Here is an 18,891-nt window from a genome sequence, read left to right on the forward strand (position 1 = left end):
ACCTGTTTTAACGCACCATCGAGGGCCCGGCTTGCCGGGCCCTTTTTTATTGGTGCGCCGCGTTCGTTTGTGCGCCATGGCACACAAACGGCGCCTAAGTTCCCAGGCGAGACGGTGTCAAGTATCCGCTCCGGTCTCGGATTCGACCGCGCTTCCCGTGCCTTGCCGCCGTTTTTGACTAGACCTTGGAGGTATTCTGCTGGAATTCATTTAATTTGCCTGGACTGAGGCCCAAAAGAACCTATAATCGGTGACGAATACTAAAGCGGCACGACTTTTGAATAATACTGAGAAAAATGCCGTTTCCTAAAAACAGACCCGTGCCTGTGTCACGTGAGACCGGACTGTTTTTCTTCCAGGGCTGCCTATGTTGCGGATACTGTTTTTTCTGATCTTGTGGTCTGGTGTCGCCGTGGCCTCTACGGATTCGTTCACCGTGGCCTTTTACTATGCCGACAGGCCGCCGGCTGCAGAGCTGCAGGCTTTCGATATCGCCGTGATCGATCCCGAGGCCGGTTTGTCCCCGCCAGACTATCGGTCGGATCACAGTGAGCTTTTTGCCTACGTCAGTGTGGGTGAGGCGGAGCCCTTCCGTTCCTATTTTGCCGAGATGGCGCCTTCCTGGTTTCTCGCCGAAAACCCTGCCTGGAAAACCAAGATTCTTGATGTTGCCGATCCCGCTTTTCAGGCCTTTTTCTTCAAGCGAATTATCGACCCACTGTGGGCGGCGGGTTTTCGCGGCTTTTTTCTGGATACCCTCGATTCCTACCAGCTTTTGGGTGACGACAAGGGCCAAAAGACCATGCAGTCTGGTCTTGTCACCTTGATTCGCGGTATCAAAGAGCGCTACCCGGATGCGCGGCTCATTCTGAACCGGGGCTTTGAAATTCTGGACGAAGTCGAGGATGTGACCTTTGCCGTGGCCGCCGAATCCCTCTTCCGCCGTTTCGATCCCCTGACGGGTATTTACGGTGAAGTGGCGGAGACGGACCGAGTCTGGCTGCTGCAACGCTTACATGAGGTGAGCCGGGCCGGGCTGCCGGTCATCGCCATCGATTACGTGCCCCCAGACCAGAGGGATCTGGCCCGCGCTACGGCCGCCAAAATTCAGGAGCTTGGCTTCATTCCCTGGGTGACGGATAAAGATCTGGGCTCTCTGGGGGTTGGCGCGGTGGAGGTAGTACCGCGTCGTATCCTGGGGCTTTACGACGGTAGCGAGGGGCCTGATCCGGTCTACAGCAATCTGCAGCGTTACGCGGTGATGCCCTTGAACCATCTGGGCTATCAGGTAGAACTCCACGACCTGCGCGATCCTCTGCCGTCCGGGATTCTGGCGGGCAGTTATGCCGGGGTCGTAGTCTGGCCCAATTCGGACAGTTCCGGTAGCAAGCACGGCCTGGCTTCCTGGCTGGAGCGGATTATGGCGGAAGGGATCAAGGTGGTTTTTCTCGACCGCTTTGGCATGCCGGTTCCTGCCATGGCCCGCTTCGGTCTCGATGTCCTGACGCCGACCGGCCCTGTTGGAGACGTGCGGATAGAGTACCGTGATCCGCTGGTCGGCTATGAGATAGCGCCCCGCCCCCGCTCTTCAAGCCTCATGCCGATTCGCGTCGGTTCACAGGATCGTTCTCTCCTGGCCCTGGCATCCGACATGGGAACCCTGTCGGATGCCGTGGCGATCACGTCCTGGGGGGGCTATGCCCTCGAACCCTTCGTCATTACGGAGACGGTGGGAGACCGTACTCACTGGGTCATTGATCCCTTTGCCTTTTTTCAGCAGGCCCTTCGTCTGCCCCTGGTGGCGGCTCCCGATGTCACGACGGAAAACGGTTTGCGGCTGCTGCTGACCCATATCGACGCCGACGGCTTTGAGAGTCGGGTGGAACGACCGGGAACCCCGCTGGCGGCCACAGAGCTGCGTGAGCGTATCCTGCAGCGCTACCGTCTGCCGACCACCTTTTCCGTCATTACCAGTACTTTAGGGGACCGTGGTGTCGCCACCGAAGAGGTGGCTCTCTGGCAGGAAGAGGCCCGCCGGACCCTGGCTCTCCCCTGGGTCGAGGCAGGCAGTCATACCTTTTCCCACCCCTTTTACTGGCAGGACACACCTGTCGCCAGAGAAGACTATTCGGAAAAATACCTGCCCGTTCCCGGCTATTCCTTCAGTCTGGATGCGGAAATTGCCGGTTCCATCCGCTTTATGGAAGAAAATCTGCTGCCGCCCGGAAAACACGTCCAGCTCCTGCAGTGGTCCGGCGACTGCATGCCGGGCGCCGATGCCCTGGCCGCGGCCTATGCGGCTGGTGTCGACAATATCAATGGCGGCAACACCCTCATCACCGAATCCGACCGCAGTCTGACCTCCGTCGCGCCCCTGGGCGTGGCCCGGGGCGGTTATTACCAGATCTTTGCCCCCAACCAGAACGAGAACGTCTATACCAATCTGTGGACCGGACCCTTCTACGGCTACCGACGGGTGATCGAAACCTTCCGGCTCACCGATATCCCCCGGCGGCTCAAGCCCATCAATATCTACTACCATATCTACTCCGTCACCAAGGAGGCCTCCCGCCAGGCGCTGGAGGATGTCTATGGCTGGGCGCTGGACCAGCGTCCCCACGCCATCTATACCTCTTCCTACGTGGACAAAGTGCAGGACTTCAACCGCACGGTCATGGCTCGTCAGGGAGATGGCTGGCTCATTCGCAATAGCGGTGAGCTGAGGCAGTTGCGCATTCCCCGGGCTGCCGGTTATCCGGATCTGGCCCAGAGCCGCAATGTCCTGGGGTGGTCCGACCATGGTGACAGTCGCTACGTCCATCTCGGTCCCGGGGGGGAAGCGGTTCTGGTGCTGTCGGCCGTTGCGCCGCGCCTTCCGTATCTGCAATCGATGGGGGCCGAAATTCTGACCTGGGAACGTCACGACAGGGGCATCCGTCTTGAGGTTGAGGCCCACCTGCCGACTGCCGCGACGTTTGTCGCGCCCAAGCAATGCCGCTTGACGGGAGTGCCAGGCCAGCCAATTTTTTCGACCACAAACAAGGGCTCTTTACATACCGCTGCACTGCCGGAGGGTAGACATGTTCTTGAACTTCTCTGCCCTTGAAAATCCTTCGCAGCGGGAGCGGTTTTCCCGTCTTCTCGCCGTTATTGGCATTGCTGTCGCTTTCATGGGGGTGCTGGCGCTGTTCTATCCCGAACAGGAGCTGTTGCATCTGGTGCGGCAGGACAACACCAAAGGTCCGGCCACCCGGGTTTATCTGCAGGCTCTGCTGCGAACGCGGCCGCAGGATCATGACCTTCGTCTGCGGCTGGCGACCCAATATATGGATATGGAACAGTATCGCCAAGCGCTGCGAGTGCTGGATGCTGCCATCGGGGAAGTCTCTGTCGCTGAGCGCGAACGCTATGCCGAGCTGATCGTGGCCAGCCTGGAACGTCTCTTTGCCCTGGACCAGGCCGACGCCTGGCGGCAGCGGTTGCAGACGCTGGGACGAAACATCGAGACCACCGACCCGACAGGGCCGGATACTTATCGTCGTCGAGCCCAAAGCGCTTTTGAGCAGATGCGCACCGCCGCCAGCCTGGAGCAGCGGCGCAGCCTGTTTTTCAAGGCGATAAGGGTTTTACAGGAGGGAAATCTTCTGATGGAAGCTCTGGCGGCCGCCGATGCGCATATCGGCCCACTCGCCGGCGACCGCGAGACGCTTATTTTCCTCTCCCGGCTTGCCCTGGCCGCCAATCGGCCAGACCTGGCGCAAGTCTATATCCGCCGGGCTCTTGGCATCCCGGCCCAGGGAGGAAATCCATGAGGTGGCTCGTCGCGCTGAGCCTGGGCGGCCTGTTGGTCATCTCCACCCTTTTCCCCGGGGAAGGGCGGGCCGAGGACCGGATCAGCGCCCCCTACAACCAGGAACTTTATGACCTGAGCTACGAGGTTTTTCTGGCCAACGGCAATCCGGCCGATGCCCTCGAGGTGGCGGAAAAAGCCCTGGCCTTGCGGCCGGGCCACCGGATTTGGCTGCGGCGGGCGGCTCAGGCCGCTGACTGGTCCAATGAGCCGGAAAAGGCCCTTCGCTACTGGTCTGCCCTGGCTCCCCGCAGCGAGGCCGCGACAACCCGTGCCATCCAGCTTGCCCGCAGCCTGAACGATCTGCCCCGTCTCAAGGTGCTGGTCGGGTATCAGCTTGCCCTCAATGACGATCCTGCCCTCCTGCTGGAGTACATTCGTCTGGCCGAGGAAACCGGCCGGCCGGAAGAAGCCCTTCGCCGTCTGCAGAAACCGGCCGCCCGCTGGCCCGAGACTCTCGTTCTGGAGCAGCAATTCCGTCTGCTGGATCATAGCGGCTATCCCCTGGAGGCTCTGGCAGTCCTGGACAAACTGGCAGCCTTGCGCCCCTTGACTGCCGCTGAAGCCTTACGGGGGGCCGGTCTTTGGGCAGGGGTAGGTCAGCCGGAGCAGGCCTGGAAACTGCTGCAACGGACCGCACCCCATGTGGATTTTCGGGAAAACGTCTTCTGGGAAGGTGTCAGTGACCTTGGCTGGGGATTGGGCCATGGGGAGATGGCTGGCAAAGCTTCGAGAAAACTGATAGAGAACGGGGCCGGGCGGTTTCAGGATTATCAGCGTCTCGCGGAGCTGTTGCGGGATGAGAATCCTGAAGCCTGCTACGAGACGGCCCTGGCCGGATGGCAGAGGCACCGTCATCCCTACCTCCTGCTGGTGGCTCTGGATACCGGCATCTCCCTGGGTCGATGGGAGCAGCTTGACCGTCTGATCAAGGATCTTCATCCGGAAGAGCGCGCTTCGGTCGAAGAACTGGCCATCTATTGGCAATACCGAGCCCAGATTGCCCGCCAGCAAGGCGAAATGGAGCGCGCTCGGCGCTACAGTCTGGAAGCCCTGCGCCGAGAGCCCGCCAATGAAGGCCTCATGGCTGCTCATCTCTGGCTCCTGCTCGAGTTAGGAGCCATCGGCGAAGCGGCGCGCCTGGCTGATGCGTGGGAGGTGTATGCCGAAGCCTCTCCGCTTTTGCAGGAGACCCTGGGCGCCGTTTATCTGGCGGCGGGCGAACCCCTGCGAGCCCTCGATTTTTATGGCGCGGTGCTGGCGAGCCAGCGCGACAACCCCTTCTGGCTGGCTTCCTATGCCGATCTGCTGGAACAGGCCGGATACCATAGGGAAGCCTATTATGCCCAGTTGACGGCCCTGCGTATCTTGCGCAGCGCAGGAGAACGTCCCTGGAATGCTGGCGAGAAAAAAGAGCATGACCGTTTGATTGCCCAGCTGGGTTTGCAGATGAAGCCGGGGGATGCCCATGACGAGTTTGTGCGTCGCCTTGCCGAGGGCCACGATGCGGCCTCCCGTGACCTGGTGACGGGATGGCTTCTGTCCCGAGGCTGGCCTGATCAGGCGCGGCTCTGGTTCCTGCGGGCCTATGTCCGTTCGACGGAGAAACCCGCCTGGGCTGAAATGGAACTTGCCCTGCAGGACAACGATCGCCCGGCCATGGCCAGACTGCTGTCGCAGGCGCCAGCGCGGCTCCCTGTTTCGGCTGCCGTGGAGGCCGCCCGTCGCCTCGGCCAGACACCACAAGCGGAGACGCTGGCCTTCGAACATTTCCAGCGGCATGAGCAGGATTCTCTCTTTGATGCCCAGGTGCGTGATCTGTTCGACGCCCGTCGCTCTGAGGTCTCCTACGGGCTGAGTGTTCTTGAGCAGGATGGCGCCGTTTTTGTGGAAAACCGCCTGGCGGCCGCAGCGCGCGTCAATGAACGCTGGACCGCCCTGGTGGAGGCCTCCCATGTTGACCAGCCCGCGGCGGAGGCAGGGAAACTGGCCTCTACACCCGACGTCGCCACAGGCCTTCGACTGGGGGCTTCGCGGCGCCATCCCGGGGGGAAGCTGACTCTTCTCGGCGGCCAGAACGACGCGCTCTATGCTTTCTGGACTCTGGCTTTTTCCGTCGAACAGACCCTCTCTTCGCGCCTGGCCCTGAATGCGGGCCTGGCCCTCGGGACGCGGGCAGAAGAAAATGTTCCCTTGCGGGTCGGCGGCCTGAAGGATGAGGCGGTCCTGGAAGCCATCTGGACGCTGACGCCGAGCACCGGCCTGGGAGGTCGCTTTACCCTGCTCGCTCTTCGTGACCAGGCCCGGCGATCCCTGGCGGAAGGGGCGGGCGCGGACCTGGAGCTGACCCATCGCCTGGCTGTGGCCTGGCCGGACTTCGGCCTGCGCCTGTTCGGCGGCTACCACGACTACGGCCGCGCCGGTCTGCCGCAGGGGCGCACCCTCGCTCTGGTCCCGGCGGGGGCAGACCCCGGGAGCTTTTTCGTACCTGAAAGTTACGCCCAGTTCGGCGCCGGCCTCTTTTTCGGCCAGGACTGGAAGTCGACCTATACGAGAGACTGGAAAGCCTTTGGTGCGGCGGATAGCCGCTGGAACAGCGTGTCAGGAATGGGCTATCGCTATGAACTGGGCGCGGTAGGCCCCCTGTTCGGTCTTGACGCCCTGCAGATTTCTTTCTCGCAGGATAGCGGCTCCTTTGGGCGCAGCGATGTGACAACGCAGTACATGGTGAATTATCGGTTGTATTTTTAACGGTATGCAAGGATAGGGAGGAAATTTATGAAGAGACTCGTGTTTCTGGTCATCATGATGGCGATGCTGGCCGCCGGCTGCACCACGATCCACCAGTCAGGCCGGGGGACAGTTCCTCTGGAAGCTGAATGGGTGGTTCTGCCCTTTGTCAACAACACCGAGACCCCCTACGCGGCCGAACGCGCCGAAGCCATCACCACGGCACTGCTCTACGCCAAGGGGGTGCAGCGCTTGACGCCTGTACCGGCGGATGTTCTCGAGAACGACCTGCTTCTGCCTGCCCGTGGCGAAAAGAATCTGCAGTCGGCCCTGCAGTGGGCCCAGAGTCGGGGCATTGCTTATGCTGTTTCCGGCACAGTCACCGAATGGCGCTACAAGGTCGGCCTCGATGGCGAGCCGGTTGCCGGTGTAACTCTGCAGGTCCTGGCCCTTCCCGGCGGGGATGTCGTCTGGTCGGGGAGTGCCAGCAAGAGCGGTTGGAGCCGGTCTTCGGTCAGCGCCGTGGGACAGCAGGTGCTGGAGAAACTCATTTCCTCCATCGAGGTTCGCTGACCTATGCGCTGGTTTCCTGAACGGGGTTCGCAGTTGACGGCCACGGCCTGGGTGGAGAGCCTGGTCATCGTGCTCGTCGTTCTGGGGCTGGGATTTCTCTTCCGGCCGCAGGACCCCTTCTTCTTTGAGGCGGCCTTCCCCTGGCTCTGGTTCGCACCCCTTCTGGTCGCCCTGCGCTACGGCATGGCGCCGGCCATGACTTCGGTGGCGCTGCTGACAGTCGCCTGGCTGCTTGCCCGCCGGGCTGGGATTGTCGCGGGGGATTTTCCGACCCTGCCGATGGCCGGCGGTGCTCTGCTGACCCTGGTGAGTGCCCAGTTCAGTACCGTCTGGAACCATCGGTTGCGGCGAACCAAGCAGGTGGCCAGCCATGCCGAGGAGCGTTTTGAACAGCTTTCCCGTGCCTATTTCATGGTGCGTCAGAGCCATGACCGGTTGGAACAGAACCTGATCAGCCGGCCGGTGACCCTGCGCCAGGCCATGATGGATCTGCGCCAACTGCTGAGTCGAAAGGGAGGGGGACTGCCGCGCGAGGTGGCCGTTGAACTGCTGGGCATTCTGTCCAACTACTGTTCCCTGGAAAGTGCCGCCATTCATGCGGTCACCAATGGTAAAATCATGGACGAACCCCTGGCTGTTTGTGGTCGAGGGGGGATCTTCGTGGAAGACGATCAGTTGCTCAAAGCCGCCATGGAGTCAGGAAATACGGCCTACCAGGCCGTTAACAGGCTACGAAGTGAAGAACGCAGCCATTATCTGGTGGCCGCCCCTGTACGCAGCAGTTCCGGAACCGTATCAGGCATGCTGCTGGTCACCGAAATGCCTTTTTTGGCCCTGCACCGGGAGACGCTTCAGGTCCTCGCCGTTCTGCTCGCCTACGTGGCTGATTACGGCGAAGCGGTAACCGCCGCCAAACCCATTCTTGCAAGCTATCCTGACTGTTCAGGGACCTTTGCAGCCGAGCTGATCAAAATGGTGCGACTGCACCGCGAGCTTGATGTGCCCAGCACTCTGGTCAGGGTCTCTGTGCGGGCGACGCCACAGCTGCGAAATATCTGCACCCTTCTAAAGGATCAGCAGCGGGGACTGGATCACACCTGGCAGCGTCATACGCCGGATGGAGTGCAGTTTGTCACCTTGATGCCCTTTTCGGGGGTCGGCGCCGCCGAGGGGTATCGGACCCGGGTCAGTGAAATTCTGCTGCGACAGTTCCGGTTTTCACTGCAGGACGACCCGACAGCCTTTCATTCGGTTATCCTCACTGCAGCCGACCCCCTGACCCAGTTGGCCGAACTTGTTGATGAGGCCAAGGTATGAGTTGGGGCCTTCTGCTTGTCTTTGCTTTGCTGAGCCAGACAGCGGCGGTCTGGGCTCTTTTCAGTCCTTATCCGCAGGCGATGCAGCTTGGCCTTTTTGTTGTCGCTCACCTGGTGGCCTCCCTGCTGCTGTCCGCACTGCTGCTCATGGTTATGCCCCATCGCTTTGCCAGGCGGCGCACCTGGGTGTTGCTGCTCTTTGTCAGTGTCGCTTTTTTTATTCCCGTTTTGGGTGGTCTTGGTCTGATTGTGGATATGGTCTATTTCAGAATGACGCGCAAAGCCATCAAAAGGCCAGAATTTCACAGCCTGAAAATCCCGCCCTTTCTGGAAGAAGGTTCCCATATCGCCCAGGGAATGGGCGAGGGCGGCGCCTGGTCCCGACTGCGCACGGTCGATCTGCCTCGTCCCCAGCGTTTAAAGGCGCTGCTGGCGGTGAGTACGACCGGTGGGCGAAAAGTCAACCGATTGCTTCGTCTCGCCACCGGTGATACGGATGACGAAATCCGGCTGCTGGCCTTCAACCTTTTTGACCGACAGGAAAAAGTCGTTACTCAGGCTATCAGTCAGAATCTTGGCGAACTGAAGAAGGTAAGGGGATCCGCACAGCGGGCCGAGCTCTGTCGTTCGCTGGCACTCTCCTATTGGGAAATGGTCTATAACGATCTGGCCCAGGCCGAACTGCAGAATTTCTTCGTTGAGCAGTCTTTGAATTATGCCAGCCAGGCCTGTGAACTGGGGGGGGACGATCCGGCCATGGCCCTGTTGATAGGCCGCATCCACCTGCTGCGGGGCCAGACCGACCAGGCGGAAGCGATGATCCTAAAGGCCCAGAGCCTTGGCGCCCTTCCGGCCCGTGTGCTCCCCTATCTGGCAGAAATAGCCTATACCCGCCGTGATTTTAAGGCATTGACGGATTATCTGCAGCAGGAGACTTCCTTGAAACACAAGCCGGGAATCGGACCCGTTGCCCAGTTCTGGGGGGTGGCGTCATGGCAAAAGTGAAATTTCCCAAGGCCTCCCAGGTCGATATCATGCTGCTGCTGGAAGGAACCTTTCCGTACGTCAGCGGCGGCGTTTCCAGCTGGGTCAACCAGATAGTCAGGGGCTTCCCGCAATGGCGTTTCGGCGCGGTCTTTCTGGGGAGTCAGCGAGAGGATTACGAGGAGTTCAAATACGACCTGCCGGATAACCTGGTTCACCTGGAAGAGCATTATCTCCACGGCGGGCAGCCTAAGCCCGTGGTCACGCCATGCCAGGGAAATCCTGAGGGCTTTGACGCCATCAGGCGGTTACACGAGTGGTTTCTTAACCATCAACAGGGGATTCTGCCGGAGGAGATGAAAAGCCTGGCGTTTTATCGCGATTCTCCGCATGGGGTCGATTTTATCCAGTTTCTCCACGGGGAAAGATCCTGGGATTTCATTGCTGAAAAATATCGGTCGCGCTGCACCGATCCCTCCTTCGTTGACTACTTCTGGACCGTCCGCAACATGCACACGCCCGTGTGGCAACTGGCGGAGATTGCCGCCAATCTGATTCCGGCCCGTCTATACCACACTGTCTCTACGGGCTATGCCGGTTTTCTTGGCGCTCTTCTTCATCATGCGACCGGCCGCACCCTGCTGCTGTCCGAGCATGGCATCTATACGAAAGAGCGGCGCATCGATATTCTGCATAACGAGTGGATTCTGGACCGGCGTAACCCCTTGCAGAAAGACCTGACCGAGGTCAGTTACTATCGGGAGCTGTGGATTCGCTTTTTCGAGACTCTGGGCAGATTCTGCTACGATGCGGCGGGTACCACGATTTCTCTCTTTGAAGGGGCACGACAGCGGGAGATTGCCGACGGCGCGCCGCCAGAGCGCACCCGGGTGATTCCCAACGGTATTGACCTGTCTCGCTTTTCTCCTTTGCGTCGCCAGCGGCCCGCGGTCCCGCCGCCCATTATCGCATTGCTCGGCCGGGTGGTGCCCATCAAAGACGTCAAGACCTTCATCCGCAGCCTGCGCATTTTGTCCAGCCACATTCCCGATGTGCAGGGGTGGATTGTCGGACCGACGGATGAGGCGCCCCACTACGCCGAGGAGTGTCGCCGGCTGGCCGAGAGCCTTGCGGTGGCCGACCGGATTTTTTTCAAGGGGTTCATGGATCCGCGGGAGCTTTTTCCCCAGATCGGCCTGCTGGCTTTGACCTCCATCAGCGAAGGACTGCCTCTGGTAGCCTTGGAAGGCTATGCCGCCGGTATTCCGCTGGTGGCCACCGATGTCGGCTCCTGTCGCCAGCTGGTGGAAGGGGTGGGCGAGGAAGACGAAGCCCTGGGACATGCCGGGGCGGTGGTCCCCATCAACAATCCACAAGCCGTGGCTGAGGCCTGTCTGACGCTGCTGAGCGATCAGGACGTCTGGCAAAAGGCGCAGGCGGCGGCGGTAGCCAGGGTGGAGCGTTTTTACACTCAGAAGAGAATGTTTGCTGAATATCGGCAACTTTACGAGGAAGGACTGGCACCGTGGCAGGCATAGGTTTTGAACTTCGCAAACTTCTGCGAAGGGATACTTTTTCCGGGCTGATGATGGCCTATGCCTACGCCGGCGTCATCAGTTCCGGCCCCTGGGTTCTGTCCATCGTGGCAGTTTTGATCATTGGCATCTTTTCCGTGCCGGTGGTCATTCCCCCTGACCTGGTGCGTCAGTTTCAGACCATCTTGACGACGATCATCGCGGCCAGCCTCATCCTCAGTGGTCTGGTGCAGCTGTCCTTTACCCGCTATTGCGCCGACCGCATTTTCAAAAAAGAACACGGCCTGCTGCTGCCCAACCTCAATGGCCTGCTGTTGCTGGTAACTGTCGTTGCCGCGGCGCTGGCCATTCCCCTGGTCATCGTTGTCTTTCCGGGCTCGAGCCTGATCCTGCGCCTGCTCATCGTGGCCTGTTTCGTGACGGTCTGCAACGTGTGGATCGGTACAATCCTGCTCTCGGGACTCAAAGCCTACAAAGCCATCCTGGTCAATTTCCTGCTGGGGTACGGAATCGCCCTGGTCCTGGCCTGGGGATTGCGTCATTGGGATCTGGAAGGGTTGCTGCTGGCGTTTCTTGTTGGACAGTTTGTGCTCTTCAAGGGGATGCTCTACGTCGTCTTCAAGGGGTACCCTTCCCGGCACTTCATCCAGTTCGATTTTCTCCGCGCCGGCCGCATGTATCTTTCCCTGGTCTTTACCGGCTTTTTTTACAACATCGGCATCTGGATCGACAAAATCGTCTTCTGGTATCACCCCTGGACCAGCGAGCCGGTGATTGGCCTGCTGCGCGGTTCGCCCATCTATGATCTGCCCGTCTTCATCGCCTATCTCGCCATCATCCCCGGGATGGCTGTCTTTCTCATGCGCATCGAGACCGACTTCGTCGAATACTACGACCGTTTTTACGATGCCGTCCGGGAGGGTGGCTCCCTGGGCTACATCCACGAAATGAAGGATGAAATGGTCCGTATCACCCGCGAAGGCATCTATGACATCATGAAAATCCAGGGAGTCGTCATTCTGCTGGTGGTGGTGGCTGGCGGCACCCTGCTGCAATGGGCCGGCATCTCCCGGATTCACCTGCCCCTGCTGCAGATCCAGGTGGTGGCCACCGGTTTTCAGGTGGTGTTTTTGGGCCTGCTCAATGTCTTTTTCTATCTTGACCGCCGTAACCGGGTGCTGCTGCTCACCGGTCTGTTCATGACGCTCAACGGTCTGCTGTCCTGGCTCTCCATTCAACTGGGGCCCTTCTTTTACGGCTACGGCTTCGCCGTCTCCCTCGTCATTGCCGTCAGCGTCGGCATGGTGCTACTCGACCGGGATCTTGACCGGCTGGAGTACGAGACCTTCATGCTGCAATAGTGTAAGTCCTTATTTGCGCGGGACATTTGCACTTTTATCCGACGGTGCTAGTATGAAACTAACCACGGATTTCCCGTGGGGTACAACAAATGAACAAGAGGGAGGAGAAGATGAAGCGTCGGTCTATTGTAGGAGCAATGCTGGCGGCGGCTGTCCTGATTCCAGGTTCTGCCGTCCTGGGGCAGGAAGGCAAACCGCTGCAGGCGCAGGAGCAGATGCAGACGCAGGAGCAGGCTCGTGAGCAGGTTTATGGTTGGGAGCTCATGACAGAAGAAGAGCGTCTGCAGCATCGGGAAAAAATGCGCACCATGACTACGGAAGAGGAACGCAACCGTTACCGGCAGGAACACCACGAGAAAATGCAGGAGAGAGCAAAGCAACAGGGGGTAGAGCTGCCCGCCGGGCCGATGCCCCACGGCAAGGGGATGGGGCCGATGGGTCCCGGCCCGAAAGGTGGCGGTAAATATTGATGCATAAGAAAAGGCCCGCATGAGCGGGCCTTTTCTCGTTGGGGGGGAGGCTCAGCGGTAGCAGAGGAGTTTCTGCGAAACCACGTCGGCCAGCAGGTGCAGGCCGTCGCCGGGAAGCTGGCAGACGCGGACGACCCGGCGGTATTTGCTGCTGGCCGGCATGAGGGCTTCCAGGCTGTTGGGCTGGGCGTCAAGCCAGGCCCGGTCGAAGGTGCAGGTTTTGTTCTCGGGGAAAATGGCCAGGTAAAAGATATCCGTTTCCACCAGATCCTGGAAGAAGTGGGAACCAAAGGACAGTTCGGGCATGAGGCCGCCGCTACTGAAAGCGACTTCGCCCAACACCGCAAAGTTATTGATTTCGGAAAATTTCACCGGCACCCCCAGGGCCGGCGTGGAGGTGCCCCAGCGACCCGGACCCAGCAGCAGGGTGGGGCTCTCGTAACGGTCGCTGATCCGTTTGTTGAGGCGGCCGATCAGGCGGGCGATGTCGTATTTATCCGTCAGGGCGAGACGGGAATATTCCTCCGCATCGACGGAAATGACGCGGGTGATCTTCTGGGAGAGATTGCCCCCCATGAAGTTCCCCTCACTCTGGATGAAAATCCGCTCGGCCGGAACGCTCTCGGGGATCTCCACCTTAAGTTCCTGTCCCTTGGTCTGCAGCGGGCGGCACTGCACCACATTGATTTTCGGTGTCCCTTCGGGGGTGAAATTCACGGTGAATTCGGCGTCAACGGGGTAGTCGTAGGCTTTCTCCAGGGTTTTCAGCAGGCGCTGCATCATGGGAGTGAAGTCGCCGTCCGCGAGGAGCCGGTCGAAGGTCAGCAGCCAGTATTCCTCTCCTTTGCGCCCCCGTTCGGCCAGCCTTTTCATCGTCTCCTCGTCGCGCACGCCGTAGCGCTGGATGGGCAGATCGGGGTTCTCCCGCAGTAGGGCAGCCAGATTGACCGTTTGCAGACTGTTGTCGTTGACGTTGAGCAGGTCGACATCCCGTTGGGCGAATTTGCGGGTATCCTCGAAGCCGGCGTGGGGACGCTTGAGGGGGGAGTCAAGGGCGACGATGCGGGGATAGTCGCCCTCCACCCGATCCACGGCCCGGGTACCCAGACCGAGCACGAGACGCAGCATGCCGGCCTGCGGGTCCATCCCCTTATCCCACACGAAGGTGTTGTAGGAGACGCCGACCCCGGCCAGTTCGGGGTAATAGAAGTGCTGGTGGTAAGAACCGGAGACGCGCTGGATCAGCAGGGCCATCTGCTCGTCGAGATGGTCGAGGCCCCGCTGTTTGCGGTAACTCAGGGCATCCTCGCTCATGGCGCTGGCGAAAATCTGGCGGATGGCTTCCTCGAGTTTTTCGTAGCGCTGTTCCGGGGTGCCCTGATTGACGCAGAAAAAACTGTCGTACTTGCCGGCGAAGGCGTTGCCGAAGCCGTCTTCGAGCAGGGAGCTGGAGCGAACGATAATGGGATACTGGCCGTAGTATTCCAGCATTTTACGCAGGCTTTCGCGCACATACTCGGGCAGTTTGCCGTGCAGCATCTTCTGGCGCAGTTCCTCGGCGGCGCTGAAGTAGCCTGCCTCCGTCTTCTGCTCCATGTAGAGCTTCCACCAGCCGTTGTGGACGATGTAGGAGTAGTAGACGTTGGAGCCGACGAAAAAGGAATCGTGGGATTCGAGATAGTCGGACCAGTCGAACTCCGTGTCCCGCCGGAGAATGTCGCGGGCCAGCAGCATGCCGACGGTTTTGCCGCCGATGAAACCGGTGCCGATCAGGCGCTTTTTGATGTGGAGCAGGTCCTGCAGGGAAAAAGTGCGCCGGGCCAGGGACAGCATGCGGTCGTCGCGGCCGATGAGGTGGTGGCAGAGATGGTCGACCATTTTCGCCTGTTCCTGGTGAGCGTCCGGCTGACGGGCACACTCCTCGGCCTGGAGAAAGAGGCGATGCCAATGATCCAGCTGGCGGGTGGCGCTGCTGCCGTCGGGGTCGGCCAGGCGTGCCAGCAGATTGGTGGCCTCATAGCTGTTGGCCAGGGGGATGAAATGCGCTTCGTCCAGCCGGTGTGGCAGAAACATGGTGGGGGAGTGTCGCTCCCAGACTTTGAGAGGATGAATGTGAATGCAGCCGTCGAAGTTGTAGACGTCGAGCAATACCTGGGTCGTCTCACGGATGCGGGCGATGGTCTGCAGGGAATGGCGGTCGCGGATGAGGGCGAAGTAGGCGACGGTGTCGAGTTCGAAGAGGTAGGGGCAGGTCACCTGGAAGAAGTTGCCGATCATGTGGTCCGTGGCCCAGGCCGACAGCAGATCCGAGAGGCAGTCGAAGACATAGAACGTCCCGATACCTTCCTCGGTGATGATGCCATGAATGCGGCTGGCAAAGGGTTCAAAACCCCGGCGGGCATCGAGTTCGTGAATCACGACGTTGTCCCCGGGGGCCACCAGGGGAGGGTGCTGACCGAAGCGCATATAGACAATGCGCCGTCCCTTTTCCATGGCCGCATCCACATAGGGGGTGACGAACTGGCGGTAGTCTTCGATATCGTCGACCTTCCACACCACGTTGTCGCCGATGCGCAGATCATCAAGGATTTCATCCAGCCCCTTAAATCCGGTGGTCACCCGTTGTGTTTTCATGCCGACTCCTTTTTATGAAGGTCAGATGCGATTGAAAAATCCTGCATAAGAGTGCCTGTTTTTATAGCATGACAGACCCCTTCCGGTCACGGTTTTCCTGATGTCGTGGGTGTTTGACCATGACAGGAAAAAAGCTTATGGTACATTTCTGCCAAGAAAAGGTTGTCGAAATGAATAAGAAGGATCAGAACAGATCAGGAAGGGAACACATGATGAGGAGCTGCTGTTGCCGCCTTGCAAGGCTTGCGGTCTGTCTTTTGATGGGGACCTTGTTTGCCTGTGCGCCGCCCCCCAGGGTGGGACCTCCGATAGAGGAGGTGCCGGTGAAGGTCCCGCTTCCTGTCCCCCCTCTGACCCCCGTCGGCTGGAGCGAGGTCGACGGCTGGGAACAGGATGCCTTGTCGCCCGCCCTGGAAGTGTTTATGAAAAGTTGCCGGAGCCTGCGCTGGCGGGATGGCTGGCAGGAGGTCTGCCGCGAGGCGGCAGACCTTAACCCCTATGACCAGCCGGCCGCTCGCCTCTTTTTTGAGACGCGCTTTCAGGCTTACCAGATACGCAATGCCGACGGCACTGACACGGGGATGATCACGGGCTACTACGCGCCCGATCTGCGGGGCAGCCGCCAGCAGACCGCCCGTTTCCGCTATCCCCTCTATGCCGTGCCCGATGACCTGCTGGTCGTCGATCTGAGTTCCGTCTACCCCGAACTGGGCAATTACCGCCTGCGGGGCCGGGTGGAAGGGCGCCGGGTGGTCCCCTACTGGACGCGGGAGGAGATCGATGGCGGCGCCCAGCCCCTGGCCGGTCAGGAAATCTTCTGGGTGGAAGATCCTGTCGAGCTCTTTTTTCTGCACATCCAGGGTTCCGGCCGTATCGTGCTCGAAGGCGAGGAGCCGGTCATGGTGAATTACGGCGACCAGAACGGCCATCCCTACCGTTCCATCGGCAAGCTCCTGCTCGAGCGGGGAGCGATGACCCGTGACCAGATGTCCATGCAGAACATCGCCGCCTGGGCCCGCCAGAATCCCGATCAGGTCAACAGCCTGCTCGGCGAAAATCCCAGCTACATCTTTTTTCGTGAGCTGGCCGATGTGCAGAGCCCGCCGGGGGCCATGGGGATACCCCTGACGGCGGGGCTCAGCCTGGCCGTCGATCCGCGCACCATTCCGCTCGGTGCGCCGGTCTTTCTGCAGACCACCTGGCCCAGCAGCGATTTGCCCCTGCAGCGCCTCATGGTGGCCCAGGATACGGGCGGGGCCATCAAGGGAGCGGTGCGGGCTGATTTTTTCTGGGGGATGGGGGATGACGCCGGCGCCTACGCCGGACGCATGAAGCAGCAGGGCCGCCTCTGGGTGCTCTTGCCGAAAGAGATGACGCCCCCCGGTCTATGAGACTGATGGCGCCAGCAGCGGCCGGACCGCCGCCACCGTCTCCAGGGCGACCTGGCCGGCGCTCTTGCCGCCGCAGTCGAGGCGCAGGTCGGCATGGCGCTGGTAGAGGGGGAGTCTTTTGCGGTAAAGGTCGGTCAGGGATTCTCCCGGCTCCATGACGACGCCGCGGGCGTCCAGGTCGTTGAGGCGCTCGACCAGTTCGGGGAGGGGGACATCGAGGAACACGGCGATTCCCCGGCGCTTCAGGGCCGCCATGGCCGCGTCGCTGTAGACCGCCGAGCCGCCGGTGGCGATGACGGTCTGTTCGACCGCCAGATCGAGCAGGGTCTCTTCTTCCACCTGTTTCAGAACGCTCAAGCCTTCCGTTCGGATGATGGCCTGCAGCGTCCTCTTTTCACGCGCCTGAATCAGCACGTCCGTATCGACAAAGTCCATGGCCAGCAGCTTGGCCACCACCACGCCGACGGTGCTCTTGCCCGCTCCGGGCATGCCGATGAGCACGATATTGCTTCGCGGCCCTTGCATCCTCTGCCTCTTCTCTAGATTTTTGACGGAGTAAGACTCGGGCGCCCCCAGCTGGCGACGCCCGAGCAGGACCTCTTAATCAGCGGCGATCTGCAGCACGATTTTGCCGAAGTGGCGGTCTTCATCCATCATGCGGTGGGCTTCCACCACGTCATCGATGGAGAAGGTCTTTTCGATGATGGGAACGATGCTGCGGTCGGCGAATTTGGGCAGCGCCCGGCGGGTGAATTCGGCCACGATTTCGCCTTTTTCCGAAACGGGGCGCGAACGCAGCACGCTGCCGATGATCTGCTGACGCTTGACCATCATGAGGGCGAGATTGAGTTCCGCCTTGATGCCGCTGATGACGCCGATAATGACCAGGCGGCCCTTGTAGCCGAGGGAGTTCATGTTGGGGGCGAGGTACTTCGCGCCCACGTGATCGAGGATGACATCGACCCCCTTCTTGTTGGTGAACTCTTTGACCACTTCGGTGAAGTCGGGGGTCTGAGTGTAGTCGATGACCAGGTCGGCACCAAGGTCTTTCACCCGCTCCATCTTGCTGGGGTGGGCGGTGACGATGAGCTTGGCGTTGGGGGTCAGCGCCTTGGCCAGCTGCAGCGCCGCCGTGTTGACGCCACCGCCGCCGCCGTGCAGGATAGCGGTTTGGCCGTCCTGTAGATCGCCGATCATGAAGACGTTGAGAAAGGCGGTGATGTACGACTCGCACACGCAGGCCGCCTCGGCAAAACTCATGCTCTCGGGGATGGGCATCAGGTGGTCGGCGTAGGCTACGGCGTATTCGGCGTAGCCACCGCCGCCCACCAGGCTCATGACCCGGTCGCCCGCTTTCCACTGGCTGACCTTGGGCCCCACTTCAGCCACCACGCCGGCCACTTCCAGACCGAGAATCTCCGAATCACCGGGAGGGGGCGGATACTTGCCTTCACGCTGCACCAGATCGGGACGGTTGATGGAGGTGGCCATCACCTTGATCAGAACCTGGTTTTCACCGGGCACCGGCCGCTCCGCCTCGCCCACGCGCAAAACTTCCACACCACCGAAACCGTCGAGCTGAACTGCTTTCATAATCCCTGCCTCCTTTGGGAAAGATGTCTGTCGAAAAAAGAATAAAACAGCGTGTTGATTATAAGGAATCCCTGTGAGGTTGCAACCCCAAATCCGGCGGGGAGATTTCTGAACGGCTTGCTGCCCCCTTTCCCCCGGTCCCGGCCCGTGGGCAATATCCCACCCCCAGCGGGATGGTCAAGTCTTCGCATTAAATCTATTGACTACAGACAATCCCTGGGAATAATAGGTCTATTCTTTTATTGTATTTTACTTATTGAGTCACATGATAAATCCACCGAAAAGGTAAACCTCGGGTGACCGGGGGGCACAAAGCCATCGGTCCGACGCAGATGTTTAAAAGAGTCGGATGGCCGGGCTGTCGAAGTGGCTGAAGATAAATTTCCTAACGGATTTATCAAGCCCGCCCTTTTTCGGATGCGGGCTTTTTTTGTTCACATGACACCCTGGCCAA

13 protein-coding genes and 1 riboswitch are annotated in these 18,891 nt (G+C 60.2%); of the genes, 10 read left to right on the forward strand and 3 right to left on the reverse strand.

Annotated features, from left to right (window positions below):
• Positions 1–367 precede the first annotated feature (367 nt).
• The 9 genes from AOP6_RS03125 to AOP6_RS03165 all read left to right on the forward strand — a co-directional run bounded on the left by AOP6_RS03125 (position 368) and on the right by AOP6_RS03165 (position 12,819).
• Positions 368–3,106: an endo alpha-1,4 polygalactosaminidase gene (locus tag AOP6_RS03125; RefSeq protein WP_155875175.1), complete on the forward strand. Its 2,739-nt coding sequence runs from the start codon at positions 368–370 to the stop codon at positions 3,104–3,106.
• Positions 3,081–3,812 carry a hypothetical protein gene (locus AOP6_RS03130; protein ID WP_155875176.1) on the forward strand — a complete coding sequence of 244 codons (732 nt, stop codon included), beginning with the start codon at positions 3,081–3,083 and terminating at the stop codon, positions 3,810–3,812. The genes AOP6_RS03125 and AOP6_RS03130 overlap by 26 nt, the downstream gene beginning before the upstream one ends.
• Positions 3,809–6,601 (forward strand): tetratricopeptide repeat protein, encoded by a 2,793-nt coding sequence (locus tag AOP6_RS03135; RefSeq protein WP_155875177.1) that lies wholly within the window; start codon positions 3,809–3,811, stop codon positions 6,599–6,601. Before AOP6_RS03130 ends, AOP6_RS03135 begins: the two co-directional genes overlap by 4 nt.
• Positions 6,602–6,628: 27 nt before the next feature.
• Complete coding sequence (locus tag AOP6_RS03140; protein ID WP_155875178.1) at positions 6,629–7,153, forward strand: penicillin-binding protein activator LpoB; 525 nt, start codon at positions 6,629–6,631, stop codon at positions 7,151–7,153.
• Positions 7,154–7,156: 3 nt separating this feature from the next.
• Positions 7,157–8,470, forward strand: a complete 1,314-nt coding sequence (locus tag AOP6_RS03145; protein ID WP_155875179.1) for a PelD GGDEF domain-containing protein — start codon at positions 7,157–7,159, stop codon at positions 8,468–8,470.
• Complete coding sequence (locus AOP6_RS03150) at positions 8,467–9,474, forward strand: hypothetical protein (RefSeq protein ID WP_155875180.1); 1,008 nt, start codon at positions 8,467–8,469, stop codon at positions 9,472–9,474. The genes AOP6_RS03145 and AOP6_RS03150 overlap by 4 nt, the downstream gene beginning before the upstream one ends.
• Entirely contained in the window at positions 9,462–10,991 is a 1,530-nt protein-coding gene (gene pelF / locus AOP6_RS03155) for a GT4 family glycosyltransferase PelF (protein WP_155875181.1), read from the forward strand. Before AOP6_RS03150 ends, pelF begins: the two co-directional genes overlap by 13 nt.
• A complete protein-coding gene (pelG, locus tag AOP6_RS03160; RefSeq protein WP_155875182.1) occupies positions 10,979–12,349 on the forward strand; it encodes an exopolysaccharide Pel transporter PelG in 1,371 nt (456 codons plus the stop codon). Before pelF ends, pelG begins: the two co-directional genes overlap by 13 nt.
• Before the next feature lie 110 nt (positions 12,350–12,459).
• Positions 12,460–12,819 carry a hypothetical protein gene (locus tag AOP6_RS03165; RefSeq protein WP_155875183.1) on the forward strand — a complete coding sequence of 120 codons (360 nt, stop codon included), beginning with the start codon at positions 12,460–12,462 and terminating at the stop codon, positions 12,817–12,819.
• Positions 12,820–12,870: 51 nt separating this feature from the next.
• Here the strand turns inward: AOP6_RS03165 and AOP6_RS03170 are convergent, their stop codons facing one another.
• Positions 12,871–15,453 carry a PEP/pyruvate-binding domain-containing protein gene (locus tag AOP6_RS03170; protein ID WP_155875184.1) on the reverse strand — a complete coding sequence of 861 codons (2,583 nt, stop codon included), beginning with the start codon at positions 15,451–15,453 and terminating at the stop codon, positions 12,871–12,873.
• 323 nt (positions 15,454–15,776) lie between these two features.
• Between AOP6_RS03170 and AOP6_RS03175 the strand changes: the two genes are divergently transcribed.
• Positions 15,777–16,844 carry a murein transglycosylase A gene (locus AOP6_RS03175; protein ID WP_225897341.1) on the forward strand — a complete coding sequence of 356 codons (1,068 nt, stop codon included), beginning with the start codon at positions 15,777–15,779 and terminating at the stop codon, positions 16,842–16,844.
• On the opposite strand, the gene AOP6_RS03180 is transcribed toward AOP6_RS03175, so the two are convergent.
• Positions 16,839–17,369 (reverse strand): shikimate kinase, encoded by a 531-nt coding sequence (locus tag AOP6_RS03180; protein WP_155875185.1) that lies wholly within the window; start codon positions 17,367–17,369, stop codon positions 16,839–16,841. The two genes, AOP6_RS03175 and AOP6_RS03180, sit on opposite strands and share 6 nt — an antisense overlap.
• Before the next feature lie 75 nt (positions 17,370–17,444).
• Entirely contained in the window at positions 17,445–18,437 is a 993-nt protein-coding gene (locus tag AOP6_RS03185; RefSeq protein WP_155875186.1) for an NAD(P)H-quinone oxidoreductase, read from the reverse strand.
• A 274-nt stretch (positions 18,438–18,711) separates the two neighbouring features.
• Positions 18,712–18,803: riboswitch (cyclic di-GMP riboswitch) on the forward strand.
• The last annotated feature ends 88 nt before the right edge of the window (positions 18,804–18,891 follow it).

Source organism: Desulfuromonas sp. AOP6, from assembly GCF_009731355.2.
Taxonomy (GTDB): Bacteria; Desulfobacterota; Desulfuromonadia; order Desulfuromonadales; family SZUA-540; genus SZUA-540.

Excerpts from the sequence above, each read along its gene's own strand:
- AOP6_RS03150 (WP_155875180.1), top strand. The coding sequence starts at position 8,467 with ATGAGTTGGGGCCTTCTGCTTGTCTTTGCTTTGCTGAGCCAGACAGCG.
- AOP6_RS03185 (WP_155875186.1), bottom strand. The coding sequence starts at position 18,437 with ATGAAAGCAGTTCAGCTCGACGGTTTCGGTGGTGTGGAAGTTTTGCGC.
- AOP6_RS03170 (WP_155875184.1), bottom strand. The coding sequence starts at position 15,453 with ATGAAAACACAACGGGTGACCACCGGATTTAAGGGGCTGGATGAAATC.
- AOP6_RS03125 (WP_155875175.1), top strand. The coding sequence starts at position 368 with ATGTTGCGGATACTGTTTTTTCTGATCTTGTGGTCTGGTGTCGCCGTG.
- AOP6_RS03130 (WP_155875176.1), top strand. The coding sequence starts at position 3,081 with ATGTTCTTGAACTTCTCTGCCCTTGAAAATCCTTCGCAGCGGGAGCGG.
- AOP6_RS03145 (WP_155875179.1), top strand. The coding sequence starts at position 7,157 with ATGCGCTGGTTTCCTGAACGGGGTTCGCAGTTGACGGCCACGGCCTGG.
- AOP6_RS03140 (WP_155875178.1), top strand. The coding sequence starts at position 6,629 with ATGAAGAGACTCGTGTTTCTGGTCATCATGATGGCGATGCTGGCCGCC.
- pelF (WP_155875181.1), top strand. The coding sequence starts at position 9,462 with ATGGCAAAAGTGAAATTTCCCAAGGCCTCCCAGGTCGATATCATGCTG.
- AOP6_RS03165 (WP_155875183.1), top strand. The coding sequence starts at position 12,460 with ATGAAGCGTCGGTCTATTGTAGGAGCAATGCTGGCGGCGGCTGTCCTG.
- AOP6_RS03135 (WP_155875177.1), top strand. The coding sequence starts at position 3,809 with ATGAGGTGGCTCGTCGCGCTGAGCCTGGGCGGCCTGTTGGTCATCTCC.
- AOP6_RS03180 (WP_155875185.1), bottom strand. The coding sequence starts at position 17,369 with ATGCAAGGGCCGCGAAGCAATATCGTGCTCATCGGCATGCCCGGAGCG.